This is a genomic window from Arcicella lustrica (assembly GCF_034930985.1).
In the GTDB taxonomy this organism is placed as follows: Bacteria; Bacteroidota; Bacteroidia; order Cytophagales; family Spirosomataceae; genus Arcicella; species Arcicella lustrica.
Genome location: NZ_JAYGIM010000008.1, coordinates 297,317 through 314,550, shown reverse-complemented (window position 1 = coordinate 314,550; position 17,234 = coordinate 297,317). Strand labels below are relative to the sequence as shown.

12 protein-coding genes are annotated in these 17,234 nt (G+C 33.4%); 6 read left to right on the top strand and 6 right to left on the bottom strand.

What is annotated here, in order from left to right:
• Positions 1–105: 105 nt before the first annotated feature.
• The 4 genes from VB798_RS12100 to VB798_RS12085 form a co-directional block, all read right to left on the bottom strand.
• Positions 106–891, bottom strand: coding sequence for a Fic family protein (locus tag VB798_RS12100; RefSeq protein WP_323258725.1), 786 nt, complete (start codon positions 889–891; stop codon positions 106–108).
• A 175-nt stretch (positions 892–1,066) separates the two neighbouring features.
• Entirely contained in the window at positions 1,067–2,923 is a 1,857-nt protein-coding gene (locus tag VB798_RS12095; protein ID WP_323258724.1) for a P-loop NTPase fold protein, read from the bottom strand.
• 190 nt (positions 2,924–3,113) lie between these two features.
• On the bottom strand, positions 3,114–3,512 hold the full coding sequence (locus VB798_RS12090; RefSeq protein WP_323258723.1) for a hypothetical protein: 399 nt from the start codon (positions 3,510–3,512) through the stop codon (positions 3,114–3,116).
• A 108-nt stretch (positions 3,513–3,620) separates the two neighbouring features.
• A complete protein-coding gene (locus VB798_RS12085; protein WP_323258722.1) occupies positions 3,621–5,945 on the bottom strand; it encodes a TonB-dependent receptor in 2,325 nt (774 codons plus the stop codon).
• 370 nt (positions 5,946–6,315) lie between these two features.
• Between VB798_RS12085 and VB798_RS12080 the strand changes: the two genes are divergently transcribed.
• Positions 6,316–6,822 (top strand): RNA polymerase sigma factor, encoded by a 507-nt coding sequence (locus VB798_RS12080; protein ID WP_323258721.1) that lies wholly within the window; start codon positions 6,316–6,318, stop codon positions 6,820–6,822.
• A 193-nt stretch (positions 6,823–7,015) separates the two neighbouring features.
• Here VB798_RS12080 and VB798_RS12075 read toward each other — a convergent pair whose 3' ends face one another.
• A complete protein-coding gene (locus VB798_RS12075; RefSeq protein ID WP_323258720.1) occupies positions 7,016–7,267 on the bottom strand; it encodes a hypothetical protein in 252 nt (83 codons plus the stop codon).
• A gap of 50 nt (positions 7,268–7,317) precedes the next feature.
• Here VB798_RS12075 and VB798_RS12070 point away from each other — a divergent pair, with 50 nt between their 5' ends.
• From VB798_RS12070 to typA, 4 genes are all read left to right on the top strand, one after another.
• Positions 7,318–8,787, top strand: a complete 1,470-nt coding sequence (locus tag VB798_RS12070; protein WP_323258719.1) for a phytoene desaturase family protein — start codon at positions 7,318–7,320, stop codon at positions 8,785–8,787.
• A gap of 22 nt (positions 8,788–8,809) precedes the next feature.
• Entirely contained in the window at positions 8,810–9,652 is an 843-nt protein-coding gene (locus tag VB798_RS12065; RefSeq protein ID WP_323258752.1) for a phytoene/squalene synthase family protein, read from the top strand.
• Between the two features lie 152 nt (positions 9,653–9,804).
• Positions 9,805–11,643 (top strand): sensor histidine kinase, encoded by a 1,839-nt coding sequence (locus VB798_RS12060; RefSeq protein ID WP_323258718.1) that lies wholly within the window; start codon positions 9,805–9,807, stop codon positions 11,641–11,643.
• A gap of 331 nt (positions 11,644–11,974) precedes the next feature.
• A complete protein-coding gene (gene typA, locus VB798_RS12055) occupies positions 11,975–13,783 on the top strand; it encodes a translational GTPase TypA (RefSeq protein ID WP_309924164.1) in 1,809 nt (602 codons plus the stop codon).
• Positions 13,784–14,279: 496 nt separating this feature from the next.
• Here typA and VB798_RS12050 read toward each other — a convergent pair whose 3' ends face one another.
• Positions 14,280–16,019 (bottom strand): hypothetical protein, encoded by a 1,740-nt coding sequence (locus VB798_RS12050; RefSeq protein WP_323258717.1) that lies wholly within the window; start codon positions 16,017–16,019, stop codon positions 14,280–14,282.
• A 352-nt stretch (positions 16,020–16,371) separates the two neighbouring features.
• Here VB798_RS12050 and panB point away from each other — a divergent pair, with 352 nt between their 5' ends.
• On the top strand, positions 16,372–17,187 hold the full coding sequence (panB, locus tag VB798_RS12045; RefSeq protein WP_323258716.1) for a 3-methyl-2-oxobutanoate hydroxymethyltransferase: 816 nt from the start codon (positions 16,372–16,374) through the stop codon (positions 17,185–17,187).
• The last annotated feature ends 47 nt before the right edge of the window (positions 17,188–17,234 follow it).

Sequence of the window (17,234 nt, the reverse complement as noted above, 5' to 3'; positions counted from 1 at the left end):
TTATTTTGAGATGAGCTGTTTACTTTTACAAAGTATATCTTCGCTTTATATTTGTACTATTTAGGCTTAAGTAATAAAATATTATTAGTGATTTATCGTCAATAATCATTTCTCAAACACTAATGACTGGGGAAACATTAATAAAAAAGGGATAGATTTATCATAATCCAAGGCCTCGTAAAATAAGCCTAACCTTGCTAAGTTTTTATAATAATCATTCACTTTTTGGTTGTAATATTTCTCAGACTTGATATACCATGCTCTTTGTCCTAACTTTTCTGCCAAAAACCATTTTTCTAACAAGCGAGAGATTCTGCCATTGCCGTCTGAAAATAGATGAATATTTACAAATGCCAAATGAATAAAGGAAGCATAATAAAATACTTCCTCAAAAGTCATCTCTTGCTTTATCAATTCCTCTATTTCGGTCCACAAAGTATCATACAATTCATTGACCATCGAGGCAGGTGCTGCTTCATATTGTATTCTGCCTGTTTTATGTTCCATTACAAGCATTTGCGTTTTCCTAATCTTTCCTTGCTGATTTTTAGGTAGTAAATTAGTCGAAATTAATTGATGTGCCTTAATGAAATTAGGTTGATTAAGGCTATTTTCATTAGCAAAAAGATAAGCTTGATACAAATCATTAGGCTTTTGAGTAAGCTCAGGCAAGTACTCAATGTTTAACATTTTGTGTTTTACATAGCTATCCACTTCCAATATTTCACCTTCTATTTTAGATGATGACATTACAGAAACAGAAGTATAAAAAGTAAAACTATGCGGTGCTAAATCTATCTGTTCAATCGCTCTAAATTCGGCTTGAATGTCCATATCCAGCATAGATTTCCAAATGCTAAAATACTCCGACTTTATTAGCTGATGATTCATCTTTGTTAATGGTTTTGTTGAATTTGAAGCTATGTTTTACTTTGTTGCACAACTGGTTCAAGCCTGTGGCTTGGACTTTTTTCTATTTCTTTTCAAAAGAAATGTTTTAGGTACATTAACGCTTTGGTTAATACTTGCACCAGTTGGGGGAAAGAAATGGTACAAACCTTTAATTTTATTGGCTACTATCATCTAGTGTTTTAATAGCATTTTCAATAGATTTTATAATCTGAAACTCTATAATATTTCCACTTATTTTTCCCTTGCGTTTATCTTTCTCTATGTTCATTAGTTTTACAATATCTTTTAGCCAAACAATTTCTTCCTTAAGCTCTTTGTTGTAGTCTTCAAATCTATACCTTTTCTCAAATAGGCGGCTTAGTTTATCTTTTTCTTTATTGTGTATTTCCAGAAAGACTTTCATGAATTTATTAGTATCCATGAATTTTAATATGGGTGTATTAAAATATAAATTCTCTTTACTGTTTGAAATGATTAAAGTTTCAACAAAATCATCAACAGAACGTCGTAAAATTTCTAATAACTGAGTGGCAATTTCAGGATAGCTTTCTTGTTCTGAAATAATTACTTGCTCAGAAATATAATCCAAAAATTGTTGCATTTCTTGAATTTTTGTGCCTTGGTAGCCTAAATTTTTATATCCTGTCGAAGGGAAATCTTCATTCTTATCTTTTCTTAAGTAGTTGGACTTTTTAAGTATTTCTACATTGTGTTTAGCTATTTCTAAAATAGTTTGTACGTCGTAAGCTATAAGCTTCATACTGGAAAAATTTATAAATAATCCAGTAACGTGAATGAGTTCATATTGGTCTACAATTTGAAAGTGTTCAAATTTTTCATACATTCTTTTAAATGTTTCCTCAAAATCTACATCACTCATTTCAACATACCTCCAAAGCCTCATCCAGTCTGGACTATTCTCTTCTGTAAAGTAATAGCTATTATAAATAGATTCCTTCAAGTGATTTTTATCAGTTGTCCCATTTTTAAAGAAATCTATCCAAAGATTGTATTCTATTGGTGTTGCAAACCTATCAAATAAAGGTTTGTATTTATTTCTTATTGCATCTATTCTTTTTTCTTCTTCACTTTGTTGTTCTTTACTTAGAAAAAAAGGTCTAAAAACTTCTTTTATATTTTCTTCAATTAAATCTCCCTTTTTTATTTCAAATGAAAGCGAAAAAAACAAACTGATAATTTTGTTGACTAAATCTACTTTTTTACTGGGAATTTTTGGCAAAAAGCCATAAAACCTTTCAAAATCAAGTATTGCTAATCGGAGATGTCTTAAATTGTTATAGTTAGCTGTAATGAAAATATCTTTGATTAAAGGAGTTTTATCCTCTAATAATATTTTTGCATCTGAATTAGGAAGTTGCTCTATGAAAAAACTAAGTGCAGAATCAAAATCTGACACTATATCAAAACTTCTACCAATAAGCTTCTCTTTAATCTTCAAATATGCCTTTGCATCGTCTTTATGTTTATCATGCTTGATGATTTCTTCTTCGTTTGCTATAATAATAACTTTTAATTCATTGTTTTCAACGAATTGGTTTATATAACCTAAGATATTATATATCTCTATTGAACACCTTTCAAGGTCATCAAAAATTAAGGTCTTTTTATCAATATTTTTAATATAGTCAGGGATATTAATATCAGGAATTCCAGAAGAAATACTTCCATCATCTTTCTTATCTCCATCAAAATCTACTTTAATAGTCGTTTTAATTAATCCTTTTAATACTTTACTTGCAATTTTCATCCCTTTTGATGCAAGAAAAGGGTGAATTTGTTCAAATAAAATCTCTTCTATCTCAGTATATGAAGTAACTCCGTATAGGCTAACATATAAAAAGCTATTTTCAGCTTTACTTTTAATATATTCATGAATAAACCATGATTTTCCAGAACCCCAATTGCCTCTTAATAATACAGCATATTTGGGAGGTTTCGCCAAATCTAAATAATAATCTAAATAGTCTATAATATGATTATTTTTATTCATAATTTTTTATTGTTTGGAATCTTTGAAGAGAGTAAATGTTTAATTTTTTCCCACACCATCATCGTGTAAGTATTTATGCCTTTAAGAAACATAAGAAATATAGATAGTGAATGACTAAAACTTGCAACTCCCAATTTCCCAATCCAATCAAACAATCAAAATTCATTCTTAAAATCTTTGTGCTTTTTTATTAAACGTTACTGTGTCTAACTGCATTGCTACTATTAGCTCCTGCGCTTATGGTACGATCAACTGCATTGCTACTATTAGCTCCTGCGCTTATGGTACGATCAACTGCATTGATACTATTGCCTCCCGCACTGACGGGATAAGCAACTGCATTTATACTATTGCCTCCTGCACTGATGGGATAAGCAACTGCATTGATACTATTAGCTCCTGCACTGACGGGATAAGCGACTGCATTTATACTATTAGCTCCTGCACTGACGGGATAGGTGACTGCATTTATACTATTGGTTCCTGCACTGACGGGATGAGCAACTGCATTGATACTATTAGCTCCTACACTGACGGGATAAGTAATCGCATAGACGGGAGAAGCAATCGCACTAACGGGATAAGGCATCGCATGGACGGAATAAGTAATCGCACGGATGATATAAGTAATCGCAAGAACGGAATAAGCTATCGCATTGTCGGGATAGCTTATCGCATTGGTAATTTTGGGCTTTGTTTAGAAACTATATTTAAGGCGGAGGGAGATATTTCTGCCTAAATCGTCGGTAAAGTATCTAAATCTGTTAAGATATTCTCGGTAGGCTACATTAAAGATATTGCTAACGCTGAGTCCGACGTTTACTTTTTTAATGCTAATGCCTGCATCTGCTTTCCAAATACTATATGCGGGCGGAGGTGCTAGAAAATCGCTATTTGCTTCTACACGAGTTTGTTTTGCTACTAATGAATTGCTGATACTGATAAATGCACCACGCTTTTTGAAGTCGTATTTTAAAGTACTTTCTAGTCGGTCGCTAGGAATGTTCACCATGTATTGATTATTCAGCACATCTTTTGCCCTAACCATTGAGTATTTCTCTGTAATCGCTATTTTTTCGGTAATTTTATAGCTTGCAGAGAGGTCAAGCCCAGCAAATCTGGCATTAACCTGAGTATAATCAAAAGCAGGGAATGCTCCACGTACAGTAAGCACGGTTTGCAAAACACCATTCTCTGAACGAGGTTTCAGATAGATAAAATCATCAATAAAATTTAGATAAGGACTAACTTCAAGATTGAATTTATCGCTAGTATAGTTTGCCGTAAAGTTTAGATTATGGGCTACTTCTGGTTGGAGATTGATATTTCCTTTCTCATAAGCTGCCGCTCCGTGGTGAATCCCGTCTGAAAACAATTCATTCATATTAGGCGCACGCCAAGCCAACGCTGCATTGAATTTAAAGTCGAAATGTTCGTTTAAAGTATAAGTCGTTCCCGCTGTAGCCGAGAAATTATTGAAGTCAAACGAATTATTATAGGCTTGATTATTAAAGGTAAGTCCGTAAGCCTGTGCATTTCTGAAATCATAGCGTAATCCTGTTTCAAATTCCCAACGGTTTTTCAAATAACGCTCAATGATAAACAAACCACCCGTACTTACTTGGTAATTAGGAATTAGTACGGTGTTGACCAAAGGCTTTTTGAGTTCGTAAGAAGAAGAAAGGTTTTCTTGATACATCCCGCTGATACCAATAGAGCCTGCAATTTTGTTGAAAAGCGGTTTATGTTCCAACATTAACTCGCTTGTATAAGTAGTTAATTTAAAATTAAGGGTATTAAGGTTACGATTTCCTCTAGGAACGTCATACTCTAAACGCCAATCATATTGACGGGCCAGCGTAAGCGTGAATTTCCCCAAGTTATCCACAATCGCAAAACTTTTAAGCTTCAATAAATGATGGGCAAGGTCTTGATTAGGGCGATTAATAGTATAACTAGGTTCGGTTGGGGTATAAGCTTCGTTAGGTTGGGGGTTATTGATAGCGTTTTGTAAGTCTGTTGTGTTACCAATATGCGAACCAGCGAAAATACCCAGTTGTGTATCAAAATAACTAAAGAACATTTCTGTACCATAATGTACTTTATTGTAACCAAGCGCTACCGAAAAGTTTCTTTCTTGTACGCCAGTGTTCGCCATGTAATAATTAGCGGTCTTTAAGTCTCCACCACGTTTATAAGTACCTTGTACTCGCCAAGAAAAACCTTTGATGGCAGACAAACCACCTTCTGCAATGCCAGAAACCACGCCCATTCTTCCGTTAAGGAATCCAGCAGTATTGATTTCTCCATGAATATTCACAGAATCGGGGAGAGGAGCGGGCTCAACCATGATTACTCCCGCAATAGCATCAGAACCATAACGCACACCTGCTGCACCTTTAATAACAGTCAGCTTTTTAGCGACAAATGGGTCAATCTCAGGAGCGTGTTCGCTTCCCCATTGTTGTCCTTCCTGACGAATACCATTATTAAGAATCAATACACGGTTAGAGTGCATTCCATGAATAATAGGTTTTGAAATAGAACTTCCCGTTTGTAAAGTTGTTACGCCAGTAATGCCTTTCAAGGATTCGCCAAGATTTTGTCCACGAGTTTGGTCAAGTGCTTCACCTTCTAAAATACCTTTTGCTTGGGTAACATTCTCTATTTTTTTGCCACTTACTACTACTTCTTGCAAATGTTCGTCTTTGTCTTCCAAAGAAAAATCTTCTTCATGTTCATTACTCAGGTTCACAGGGATTTCAACCTTCTGAAAACCGACAGCTTGACAAATCAATATGTATTTTCCTTGACAAAGATTCTTGAAAGCGTATTTCCCTTTGGCATCAGCAAAAGTAGAAATGTTTGTGCCTTTGATATAAATAACTGCACCCGGTACAACTTGATGAATATCCTTTTCGTGAACAACACCTTTAAGAGAACAATTGCAATTTGAAGATTGTGCATTGGCTGAAAACCAAGTAAATACTAATAACGTAAATATGTGATAAATGCTTTTCATGAATGATGATGAAGATTGAGGACGCAATTTACTGATAATTTGTAAATGGATTTCAATAATTGCAACATTATTGCATTAAAAAGAAAGAGTGTTTTTAATAATAGGAAAATGAATGTTAAATAACATCTTGTTAAACATTCAACAAAAGGCTTATTTTGTTTATATTATTTTTTAATAAGTTAAACAAAATGTTTGAATTGCTAAAAACCTCTTTAAATAGCCTACAAAGCATTTTTTAATATTATTTAAACCTTTTTGTTAATGTTTTTATCAATAAATATTGAAAATAAATAAATTTAATTGATAAAACATTTGCTTTTTTGTTTAACTAATATATATATTTGTTAAACAAAATCAACAAATAGAAACTATGACAGCCCTAGAATTCACATATCATATCGGAAAAGTATCTAAATCACTTAAACCATTTGCCATGAAGCTCACTAGAGACTATGAAGAAGCGAATGATTTACTTCAAGATACTTTGTTGAAAGCATTTACAAACAGAGATAAATACACAGAAGGAACTAACCTAAAAGCATGGTTATATACTATCATGAAAAATACTTTCATCACCAATTATCAGAGAATGGTGAGAAAAAATACTTTCATTGATACTTCAGATAACTTACATTATATCAATTCAATGGAAAGTAGCACGGATAATTTAGCCATCAGTGCATTTGCCATGAATGATATTAATCGTGCAGTTTCAGCTTTAGAAGATGCTTACAAAACACCTTTTATGATGTATTTCAGGGGTTTTAAATATCATGAAATTGCAGAGAAACTAGATATACCCATTGGTACAGTGAAGAATAGAATTCACATTGCTCGTAAAGAGTTGAAAGACAAATTACACATGTATGCGAATTAGTTTTTAGTTGATTGCTTGAGTTACGCTTCATCATTGCAAAAAAGAACTCTAATCAACTAAATCAATATTGTGTTTTCGATAGATTATGAAGACGCAATTGATTAGTTTTTTGGTTAACAGAAGAATGTCACAAAAGGTCGAGCAATTGTTCGACTTTTTTGTTAGCCACATTTCATCTTAAAAAAAGCTCAATTCAAAACCAATCAAACAAATCAGGATTATCTTTGTTAGAGTTAGAAGTTAAGATAGTATTTGAGTTTTTATAATACACAATAATATTGTGGCGTAAGCATTTAATGAAATTCCACTGTTTGAGCGGAGCGAGTTTGGAATTTCTTGATTTTCTTTTGCGGTCCGCCGCTGCGGTTACTTTTCTTTCATCAAGGAAAGAAAAGTAAGGTCTAAGACAAGTAGAAGTAGCCTTTCTGTATAATTGTTTTAACATGTTCTAAATAAGGAAACGTATAAATAAATATCCTTCGGGGAAATTTTTCAATGAAAGTAATAGTAATAGGTTCAGGCTTTTCGGGATTATCAGTAGCAACAAGCTTAGCAGACAAAGGATACGAAGTAACTATTTTAGAGAAAAATAGTGTAGCAGGAGGTAGAGCAAGGGTTTTTCAAGCAAAGGGTTTTACTTTTGATATGGGACCAAGCTGGTACTGGATGCCAGATGTTTTTGATAATTACTTTGCCAAGTTTAATAAAAAGACTTCCGATTATTATGATTTAGTGCGCCTTGATCCTTCATATTCAGTCATCCTAGAAGGCAATGAAACCATTAATTTACCAGCAAGTATTAACAAATTAGGTGATTTGTTTGAAAGTATGGAAGTAGGAAGCAAGGAAAAGTTTCAGGAATTCTTGCGTCAGGCAGAGTATAAATATGATGTTGGAATTAATCAATTTGTTTGGAAGCCATCAACAAGTATTACAGAATTTTTAAGTTTGAAATTGCTTTATGATGTGGTTCGTTTAGATGTTTTTCAATCTTTTGCTTCACATATTAGGAAGTTTTTCAAAGATGAAAAAATCCTAAAAATGATGGAGTTCCCAATTTTGTTTTTAGGAGCTACTCCAGAGAATACTCCAGCCATGTATAGTTTAATGAACTATGCAGAAATGAAATTAGGAACTTGGTATCCGATGGGTGGCATGTTTAAAATTGTGGAAGGTATGGTGAAATTGGCGGAGGAAAAAGGCGTAAAAATACTCTTGAATCAAGATGTACAAAAGATAGAAGTAATAGATGGTTCAGCAAAAAAAGTAATTACGAATCAAGGTGAATTTATGGCTGATGTAATTGTAGCAAGTGCAGATTATCATCATGTTGAAGATAAATTATTGGGAGAAGAGTACCGTAATTATGATGAAGAATATTGGAAGAAAAGAGTAATGGCGCCTTCTTCCTTGTTATTCTATCTAGGAATTAACAAACGCATTCCTAAATTATTACATCATAATTTGTTCTTTGATGAAGATTTCAAAGTGCATGCACATGAAATTTATACAGCACCACAATGGCCATCAAAACCATTGTTTTATGCTTCAGCACCCACAAAAACGGATGAAAGCATTGCGCCAGAAGGTTGTGAAAATGTGTTTTTACTAATTCCAGTTGCCCCAGATTTGGAGGATTCGGAAGAAATTCGTGAGAAGTATTATCATATCATCATGGAACGCCTAGAAAAATACTGTGGTGTTTCTATTCGTGATGCAGTAGTTTTTAAAAGAAGTTATGCTCACAGCGATTTCAAAGCTGACTATAATGCTTTCAGAGGGAATGCTTATGGTTTAGCCAATACCTTGATGCAAACAGCTCTTTTGAAGCCAAGTTTGAAAAGTAAAAAAGTAAAAAATCTATTTTATACAGGCCAATTAACCGTTCCTGGTCCTGGCGTACCGCCATCATTGATTTCAGGATTGGTCGTTGCCGAAGAAGTAAACAAAGCCTTTAGTATTTAAACCGCAATTATAATTGATAGTAATGAACCACATGGATTTATTTACAAAGACAACACTAGAATGCAGTAAGCTGATTACTGAACATTATAGTACGTCTTTTACTTTAGGGATTAAAACGCTAGATAAACGTTTTCATCTGCCGATTTATGCCATTTATGGTTTTGTTCGTTACGCTGATGAAATTGTAGATACCTTTCATGGCTTTGATAAAAAGACCTTATTAAGTCGTTTTAAGGCAGAAACTTATTTAGCCATCGAAGAAGGAATTAGTTTAAATCCAGTTTTGCATGCCTTTCAATTAATGGTGAATCAATATAAAATTGATCATGAATTGATTGAAGCCTTCTTGCATTCGATGGAAATGGATTTATATTTTGCAGATTATAATCAAGACGGTTACGAACAATATATTTACGGTTCGGCAGAAGTAGTAGGATTAATGTGCCTAAGAATTTTCTGTGAAGGCGATGCTGAAATGTACGATAGATTGAAAGACGATGCACGACGTTTAGGTTCTGCCTTTCAGAAAGTAAATTTCTTGAGAGATATTAAATCTGATTTTCAAGAAAGAGGTCGTACTTATTTCCCCAATGTTGATTTCAAAAACTTTACTTTAGAAGATAAAAAGAGTATTGAAGAAGATATTCAGGCAGATTTTGATGCTGCCCTTCGGGGAATTATCGCTTTGCCGCAAGGTGCTAAAGCAGGAGTATATTTGGCTTATAGATATTATTTGAGACTTTTCGATAAAATAAAAATTTGTCCAGCCTCCAAAATTCAGAATGAAAGAATCAGAGTACCCGATTTCCAGAAGATATTATTATTAGCCAGTACTTATTTCCAAGTAAGGCTCAACACGCTTTAACTAGTAGATATTACTAATAACTACGCCACTTGTTCGTTAAGGATGAGTGGCTTTTTTGTAACATTAATTTTTGTTTGTTAATCTTATAATATTTGTAAATTTGAAATCATTAATAGTAAAAGCTATTCTGTAGTTTATCTATTAGCACTCTTATGAAAAAAATAAAAGGTTTTTGTTTAGTCTTCTTATTGACAAATCTAATTTTCCTTGAAGCGTTTGCACAACGCCAAGTAATTTTTGATATGCCCAATAAAGCCTTGGCAATTGGAAGAGAAATAGAAATCTTTGAAGATAAAACTGCTTCATTAACGTTTGAAGAAGTAAGTAATCGTCCTGATATTGGTGCATATTTTAGAAGAAGTTTACAGATAAATCCTAATTTTGGTGTTACTTCTTCGGTGATTTGGGCAAGAATAACCTTGCAAAATAAAACCTCACAGAATTTATACCTTGAAATTGCCGAGGCTACCATTGATAGTATAGCTTTTTATAAAATTGATGCAGAAAAAAAAGTATCTTATTTGAAGTCAGGAACTTATGTGCCAATTCGACAAAGAGATGTTGAAACAAATTTTTATTTATTAGACCTCAATTTAGCACCTCAAGAAACCAGTACTTATTATATTCGTTTTCAAAGCTCATTGCCTTTGTTATTTCCACTCAGAGTTGCTCCTTTAAAAGTATATTTTGAAGATAATCATCCTAAAGACATCATGCAGGGTATTTATATCGGTATTATGCTTGTGATGGCGATTTTTAATTTCTTTATTTTTTTTACTGTCCGCACAAAAGTGTACTTATATTATGTGATTTACGTATTGTCGTTCGCTAGTTTTTTTGCCTATAACAAAGGTTTTATCAATGAGTTTATTTGGCCAAATGCTGTTTGGATTAATCGGTTTGGTCCTATTTCTATTTCGTTGGGTATATCTTTTGGTTTATTGTTTGCTAATAGTTTTTTGAATGTAGAAAGGTACTTGCCTATTTCTAATAAAATAGCGAAAGTATTAATCAGTTTGGTATTAGTTTTTGTGACTAGTTATTGGCTTGGTTTGGGTAGAACAAGTATTATTTTACTGAATGCTGTTGCTTTTGTCATTGTAGTTTATGTGTTGGTCATTGCTACTTATATCTGGATGAAAGGTTCTGAAGAAGCTTTATTCTTTTTAGGTGCTTGGTCGATTATGTTAGTCAGTGCCTTGATTTTTATCATGCAACTTTCGAATATTTTACCGAGCGATTATTTTACCAGAAATGCACTACAGGTGGGTTCAGCTTTAGAAGTTGTCATGCTTTCTTTTGCATTGGCACATAGAATTAATAAAGACAGGAAAGAAAAAGAAAAATATCAAGCAGAAGTAATTCATCAATTGCAAGCCAATGACCAAATGCGTAATCGCATTGCTCGTGATTTACATGATGATATTGGTTCAACATTAAGTAGTATTGGTATTTTGAGCCAAGTTGTTGAAACACAGATTGATAAAAAAGATTCTTCTTTGAAAAAACTTGTAGTGAGAATCAGTGAAAGTTCACAAAATGTACAACGCTCATTAAGTGATATTGTTTGGACGACCAAACAGACGGAAGAAAGTTTAGATAGTGTAATTGTTAAAATGAAAGAGTTTACTGCCGAAATGCTAGAACCTAAAAATATTGATTATACTTTCAGTGTTTCAGACATAAGTTGTATCCAATTTTCACCTTTGAAACAGTATAATATTTATCTCATTTTCAAAGAAGCAGTGAATAATAGTGTAAAATATGCGCAAGCAAGTAATATTGAAATTGCTATTTTTTTTACAGAAGAATACTTTACAATTATCGTGAAAGATAATGGAATTGGGTTTGATGAGGGCAATGTTAAACAAGGAAATGGCTTAAATAATATGCAAGAAAGAGCATTGGCTATGAATGGGAAGATCCAAATTCTGACAAAACCACAGAAAGGGACTTTGATTGAACTAAAAGTGCCGCTCAATTCAAAATAGGATTTAATGAGCGTTTCTTTTTTGATAAATTGTATTATTGCTATTTTTTCTTTTATAATTTATATTAAATCCTTCAAATTAATATTTCCAAATCTAGTTCTAGCCATTGATTTACAATCATTTAACTCTTTTATGACAAATCTGGTGCTTCAATTTATTTCTTTGTTATTTTTTCAAGCTAATAGCATTTTTCTAAGATAATATCATTACCTTTGCACCCTTAAATGTAAATTTGGAAATCAGATAGTTTGAAGAGTATAATTCTTACAATTTCATTTTCAAATTAATTCATCGCACGGGCGAGCCCGTTTCAAATTTTCAAATTGAAATCATGCAAAGTATTCGTAACATTGCCATCATTGCTCACGTTGACCACGGTAAAACTACCCTTGTTGATAAAATCATCCATGCTTCAAAGTTATTTCGTGATAACCAAGAGTTTGGAGATTTAATTCTTGACAACAACGATTTGGAGCGTGAACGTGGTATCACTATCGTTTCTAAAAACGTATCTGTTCGCTACAAAGGCGTAAAAATTAATATTATTGATACTCCGGGTCACTCTGACTTTGGAGGTGAAGTAGAAAGAGTATTGAAATTGGCTGATGGTGTTTGCCTTTTGGTGGATGCTTTTGAAGGACCAATGCCTCAAACTCGTTTTGTATTAGGTAAAGCTATCGACTTAGGTTTAAAACCTATCGTAATCATCAATAAAGTAGATAAAGAAAACTGTCGCCCTGACGAAGTACACGAGCAAGTATTTGACTTGATGTTCAACTTAGGTGCTACTGAAGACCAATTAGATTTCCCTACTTTATATGGTTCATCTAAACAAGGTTGGATGAGTACTGACTGGAAACGTAAAACTGAAGATATTACTGAATTATTAGATGTAATCATCGATACGATTCCTCCAGCACCAGAAAACGAAGGTATCCCACAAATGCAGATTACATCTTTAGATTATTCTTCATTCGTTGGTCGTATCGCTATTGGTCGTGTTCACCGTGGAACTTTCAAAGAAGGTATGCAAGTAGCTTTGATGAAGGCAGATGGTTCTGTAAAAAGAATGAAAATCAAAGAACTTCAAGTATTTGAAGGACTTGGAAGAGTAAAAGTATCGGAAGTAAGTGCTGGTGAAATCTGTGCAATGATGGGTATCGAAGATTTTGAAATCGGTGATACTGTTACTGACTACGAAACTCCTGAAGCATTACCAAGAATCTCGATTGATGAGCCAACAATGAATATGTTGTTTACCATCAATAACTCTCCATTCTTTGGTAAAGAAGGTAAATTTGTAACGTCTCGTCACTTACGTGATCGTTTATACAAAGAAACTGAGAAAAACTTAGCCTTGAAAGTTGTTGCAACTGACTCTGAAGATAAATTCTTAGTATTTGGTCGTGGTATTCTTCACTTGTCTGTATTAATTGAAACGATGCGTCGTGAAGGTTATGAATTACAAGTAGGTCAACCACAAGTAATTTTCAAAGAAGGTGAAAATGGCGAACGTTTAGAACCAATTGAAACATTAGTAGTTGACGTTCCAGACGAATCTGCTGGTAAAGTAATCGAATTAGCTACACAAGGTAAAGGTGAGTTGTTGATTATGGAACCAAAAGGTGACTTACAACACTTAGAATTCAATATTCCTTCACGTGGTTTGATTGGTATGCGTTCTAAAGTATTGACAGCTACTTTCGGTGAAGCTATCATGGCACACCGTTTCAAAGCTTATGAGCCTTACAAAGGAACAATCCCTGGCCGTATCAACGGTTCATTGATTTCTATGAACTCTGGTGTTGTTACTCCTTATGCTGTAGATAAATTACAAGATAGAGGTGTTTTCTTTATCGACCCTACTGAAGAAGTTTATGCAGGTATGGTAGTTGGAGAACACAACCGTCAGAATGATATTGAAGTAAACCTTCAGAATGCGAAACAATTGACTAACATGCGTGCTTCTGGTACAGACACAAACGTTAAAATTGCTCCGAAAATCCAGTTCTCTTTGGAAGAATCGATGGAATACATCCAAAAGGATGAATACCTAGAAGTAACACCAAAGTCGATTCGTATGCGTAAAATTTACTTGGATCCAAGTATGCGTAAACGTATGGAACAAAAAGCAGACTAATATAAAAAACGAAACCCCTCTGATTCATGTCGGAGGGGTTGTTTATGTTACCACTAATTGCTTTATTATTTGTACTTATATAGACAAGCCACTTTTTTTAAAGGTTGCGTGATAAGTAAAAAAAAAATAAACTTTTTTTGAAGGACAAATCCTCTACTACATTTATTGATATTCATTGCTGATTATAGTCTTCCTTACAAGTATCCTCTTTTTCTTTCCTGACTTTTTTATTCGCTAAGTGAATCTATCCTGATTTATTGATAACTAACTGTATATTAAAATGATATGTAGTTAGTTAAACGACTCATATTAATTTCTAGGGAAGCTATTATGCTTTTAATAAAGAGAGAAAACTTTTCTTATCAAGAAGACAGCACAGATTAATTAATACGAGAAAAATAAAATAAAAAAATAAGGTTAACCTTATACAAACGAAAAAAGCATTCCGAATTGAATTCAGAATGCTTTTTTCATTTTATCTAATTTTAAATCCTAATTATTTTTTCTTCGGTTTGTCAGGAAGAATACGGATATCATCAGGATTTTTAGGGTCAATATAGAATCTATATTTTGCTACTGGACCAACAGGCTTACAATCACCAGGATTCAAGCGTTGAACTTCGTATTCATAGATTGATGGATTCTTCGGTAATGGAAGATCATCAGGCCATTTTACTTTAGGATTCTCTGTTACGTTTTCGTAGTTAACATAGTTGCTAGCAGGCTTGGTAGATTTTTTACGAGGTACCAATTTCTTAGGTACAGTAGCTACAGCAGGTTTTACTACTTTACGACGAGGTTTTGCTTTCATTGTGCTTGGTGCAGTTGTTCCACCAAATACTTTAAACATATACTGGTCAGTAGTAGGTTTACTTGAAGCTATCATTGCCACTGGTTTAGCTTTGTAACCAAAACTAGCTGCATCAGCTTCTGAGAAAACTTTATTTTGAACTACCGACTGTACTGAATAGTAATAGAAATTACACTCATCTCCGTTTACTAATGCAACATTATCAGGTAATGTTAAGCTAGTATTTTTGGTAGTTTGCTGATAGATTGGAGTATCAGAGCCATCAGCTTTATAAAGTTTGAATAAGTATTCTTCTTGGTCTGGATTCGGAGAATTACTTTTCCATTTGAACACAGGTTTCTCTGAAGATTTATAATCGTACATTTTACCATTTTCACCCAATAAAGTTGGTGCATAAGCAACAATTGGAGCTGGAGGAGGAGGTAATAATGTATAAACAGTTTTGCCATTGTCTTCTCCGAAAGTATGAGATAAAGCAAGCCCAAAGTTATAACCACCATGAGTACTTACATCTTCCTTCGTTAAAGTTTTGGTAGATCCTTGAGAAACGTCTTCACCTACAGTAGTAAATGGTGTTTCTGTAATGAAGCCTTGTGCATTAAGACCTAACGCCCAAGTTTTGGCAATTTTGTAGGTTACATCAAGAGCAATACTTGCTCCAAGCTTATTTTTTGAAGCAGAAGAGTTCATTCTGAAAATTAATGATTGTGCACCAAAATTTCCATCTTGTAAATAAGCGCCAAAACGTGGAGCCGAAGTATTGAATAAACCACCACGAGCATCAACGTTGACATTGAATTTTTTACCGATAGGAATATCTAAAGATGGACCAATCAATAAATAAAAGTCTTCCATGCTTGATATTTTATCATATAATAGATTATCTCTTGTAACTCCAGCAGGAATCTTTCCAGATAAAGTTAAAGCATCAAAGTTTTTATAGATTCTTCCATCAGGACCATTATAGTCATCACCTACCTGAAAGAATTGATAACCTCCAGTGATACCGATACCAATTATACCCCATTGACGAGTAACAGAAAGCGAGTTAAACGCACCCGGTTTCAAGAACATCGTTATATCTTTTCCATTTACAGTATTCCCTACAGGAATCGTAATACCTACTCTATCTGTAATTTTCCAATAGCGCTTACCTTGTACTGCTTTTAAAACATTGCTGTTTTTGTAAAAAGCAGAATCAAGATAATATCCATCTGCAACCGTTTTTACAACTTGACCATTTGAATAAGTCGTTGTTGTAATTCCATTGTCTGTGATTGTACTTACAATCGTTGGTTTGGTACTTGAGGTTTTAGAGTCTTGAGCAAATGATGGACTGCTCAATGCTAGACAAGTAAGTAAACCCAAACTGATTTGAGTTGACTTGTTTTGCAAAAGACTTCTTTTTGAAAAAATCTGTTTCATAACTTGTTTGATTTAAGTATAAATGATGGGGTACTGAAATAGATTTATTAGATATAATCAATATAAAATTTATAAGTAAAAGTACCTCTTTTTAAGCAAATAATTAGTGATATTCTCTGAAAAAAGCACTTATTTTGAAAAAAAGCATACCGAATTTTATTTTAACTGTTTTAGATACTAATAAATCTTAAATTTGTACATTATTTAAATTTACTCGGATTATACGTCATCACTATTTTCTCTCTAAAACTAAAAAATCACATTATTTTTTTTGTAATTAAATGAGTTTTAAAAGTGTGGAAACGGTGTTTGTTTATATCCTTTTGTAACTAAAAAAAAAGCTTAAAAAACCATGCCAGTAAATAACGAAATCAAAAGAATTACTACACATATCTTACAAGAAATGAAAAATAGGGGCGAAAAAATCTCTTGCTTAACTGCTTACGACTATTCGATGGCTCGTATTGTAGATGCTGCAGGGGTTGATTTAATCCTCGTGGGTGATTCGGCTTCTAATGTAATGGCTGGTCATGAAACTACTTTGCCTATTACACTCGACCAAATGATTTATCATGCTAATTCGGTAGTGAAAGCAGTGAAAAGAGCTCTCGTTGTAGTTGATATTCCTTTTGGTTCTTATCAAGGGAATTCTACAGAAGCACTTCGATCTGCCATCAGAATTATGAAAGAATCGGGTGGTCATGCTGTGAAAATGGAAGGTGGTTCTGAAATTAAAGAGTCAATAATCAGAGTGTTAAGTGCAGGAATTCCAGTGATGGGTCATTTAGGCTTAACTCCCCAATCAATATATAAATTTGGTACTTATAGTGTAAGAGCAAAAGAAGATGTTGAAGCCAATAAATTAATTGAAGATGCACAAATGTTGGATGAAATTGGTGCTTTTGGTGTTGTACTTGAAAAAATACCTTCTAGTCTGACTAAAAAAGTATCTGAAAGTATTTCGATTCCAACGGTTGGGATTGGTGCAGGACCTGATGCTGATGGACAAATTTTGGTCATTCATGATATGCTAGGTATTAATAAGGAGTTTAAACCAAGATTTTTGAGAAGATATGCTGATTTAGACGGTATTATGAATGAGGCAATTTCTCAATATATTCAAGATGTGAAATCACTTGATTTCCCGAATGAAAAAGAAAGTTATTAATTAATAAAAATCGAGTTGTAACAGTATTAGCTCGTAAAATAAACATA

Coding starts and splice junctions, on each gene's coding strand:
- VB798_RS12100 (WP_323258725.1), bottom strand. CDS start 891: ATGAATCATCAGCTAATAAAGTCGGAGTATTTTAGCATTTGGAAATCT.
- VB798_RS12095 (WP_323258724.1), bottom strand. CDS start 2,923: ATGAATAAAAATAATCATATTATAGACTATTTAGATTATTATTTAGAT.
- VB798_RS12090 (WP_323258723.1), bottom strand. CDS start 3,512: ATGCCTTATCCCGTTAGTGCGATTGCTTCTCCCGTCTATGCGATTACT.
- VB798_RS12085 (WP_323258722.1), bottom strand. CDS start 5,945: ATGAAAAGCATTTATCACATATTTACGTTATTAGTATTTACTTGGTTT.
- VB798_RS12080 (WP_323258721.1), top strand. CDS start 6,316: ATGACAGCCCTAGAATTCACATATCATATCGGAAAAGTATCTAAATCA.
- VB798_RS12075 (WP_323258720.1), bottom strand. CDS start 7,267: ATGTTAAAACAATTATACAGAAAGGCTACTTCTACTTGTCTTAGACCT.
- VB798_RS12070 (WP_323258719.1), top strand. CDS start 7,318: ATGAAAGTAATAGTAATAGGTTCAGGCTTTTCGGGATTATCAGTAGCA.
- VB798_RS12065 (WP_323258752.1), top strand. CDS start 8,810: ATGAACCACATGGATTTATTTACAAAGACAACACTAGAATGCAGTAAG.
- VB798_RS12060 (WP_323258718.1), top strand. CDS start 9,805: ATGAAAAAAATAAAAGGTTTTTGTTTAGTCTTCTTATTGACAAATCTA.
- typA (WP_309924164.1), top strand. CDS start 11,975: ATGCAAAGTATTCGTAACATTGCCATCATTGCTCACGTTGACCACGGT.
- VB798_RS12050 (WP_323258717.1), bottom strand. CDS start 16,019: ATGAAACAGATTTTTTCAAAAAGAAGTCTTTTGCAAAACAAGTCAACT.
- panB (WP_323258716.1), top strand. CDS start 16,372: ATGCCAGTAAATAACGAAATCAAAAGAATTACTACACATATCTTACAA.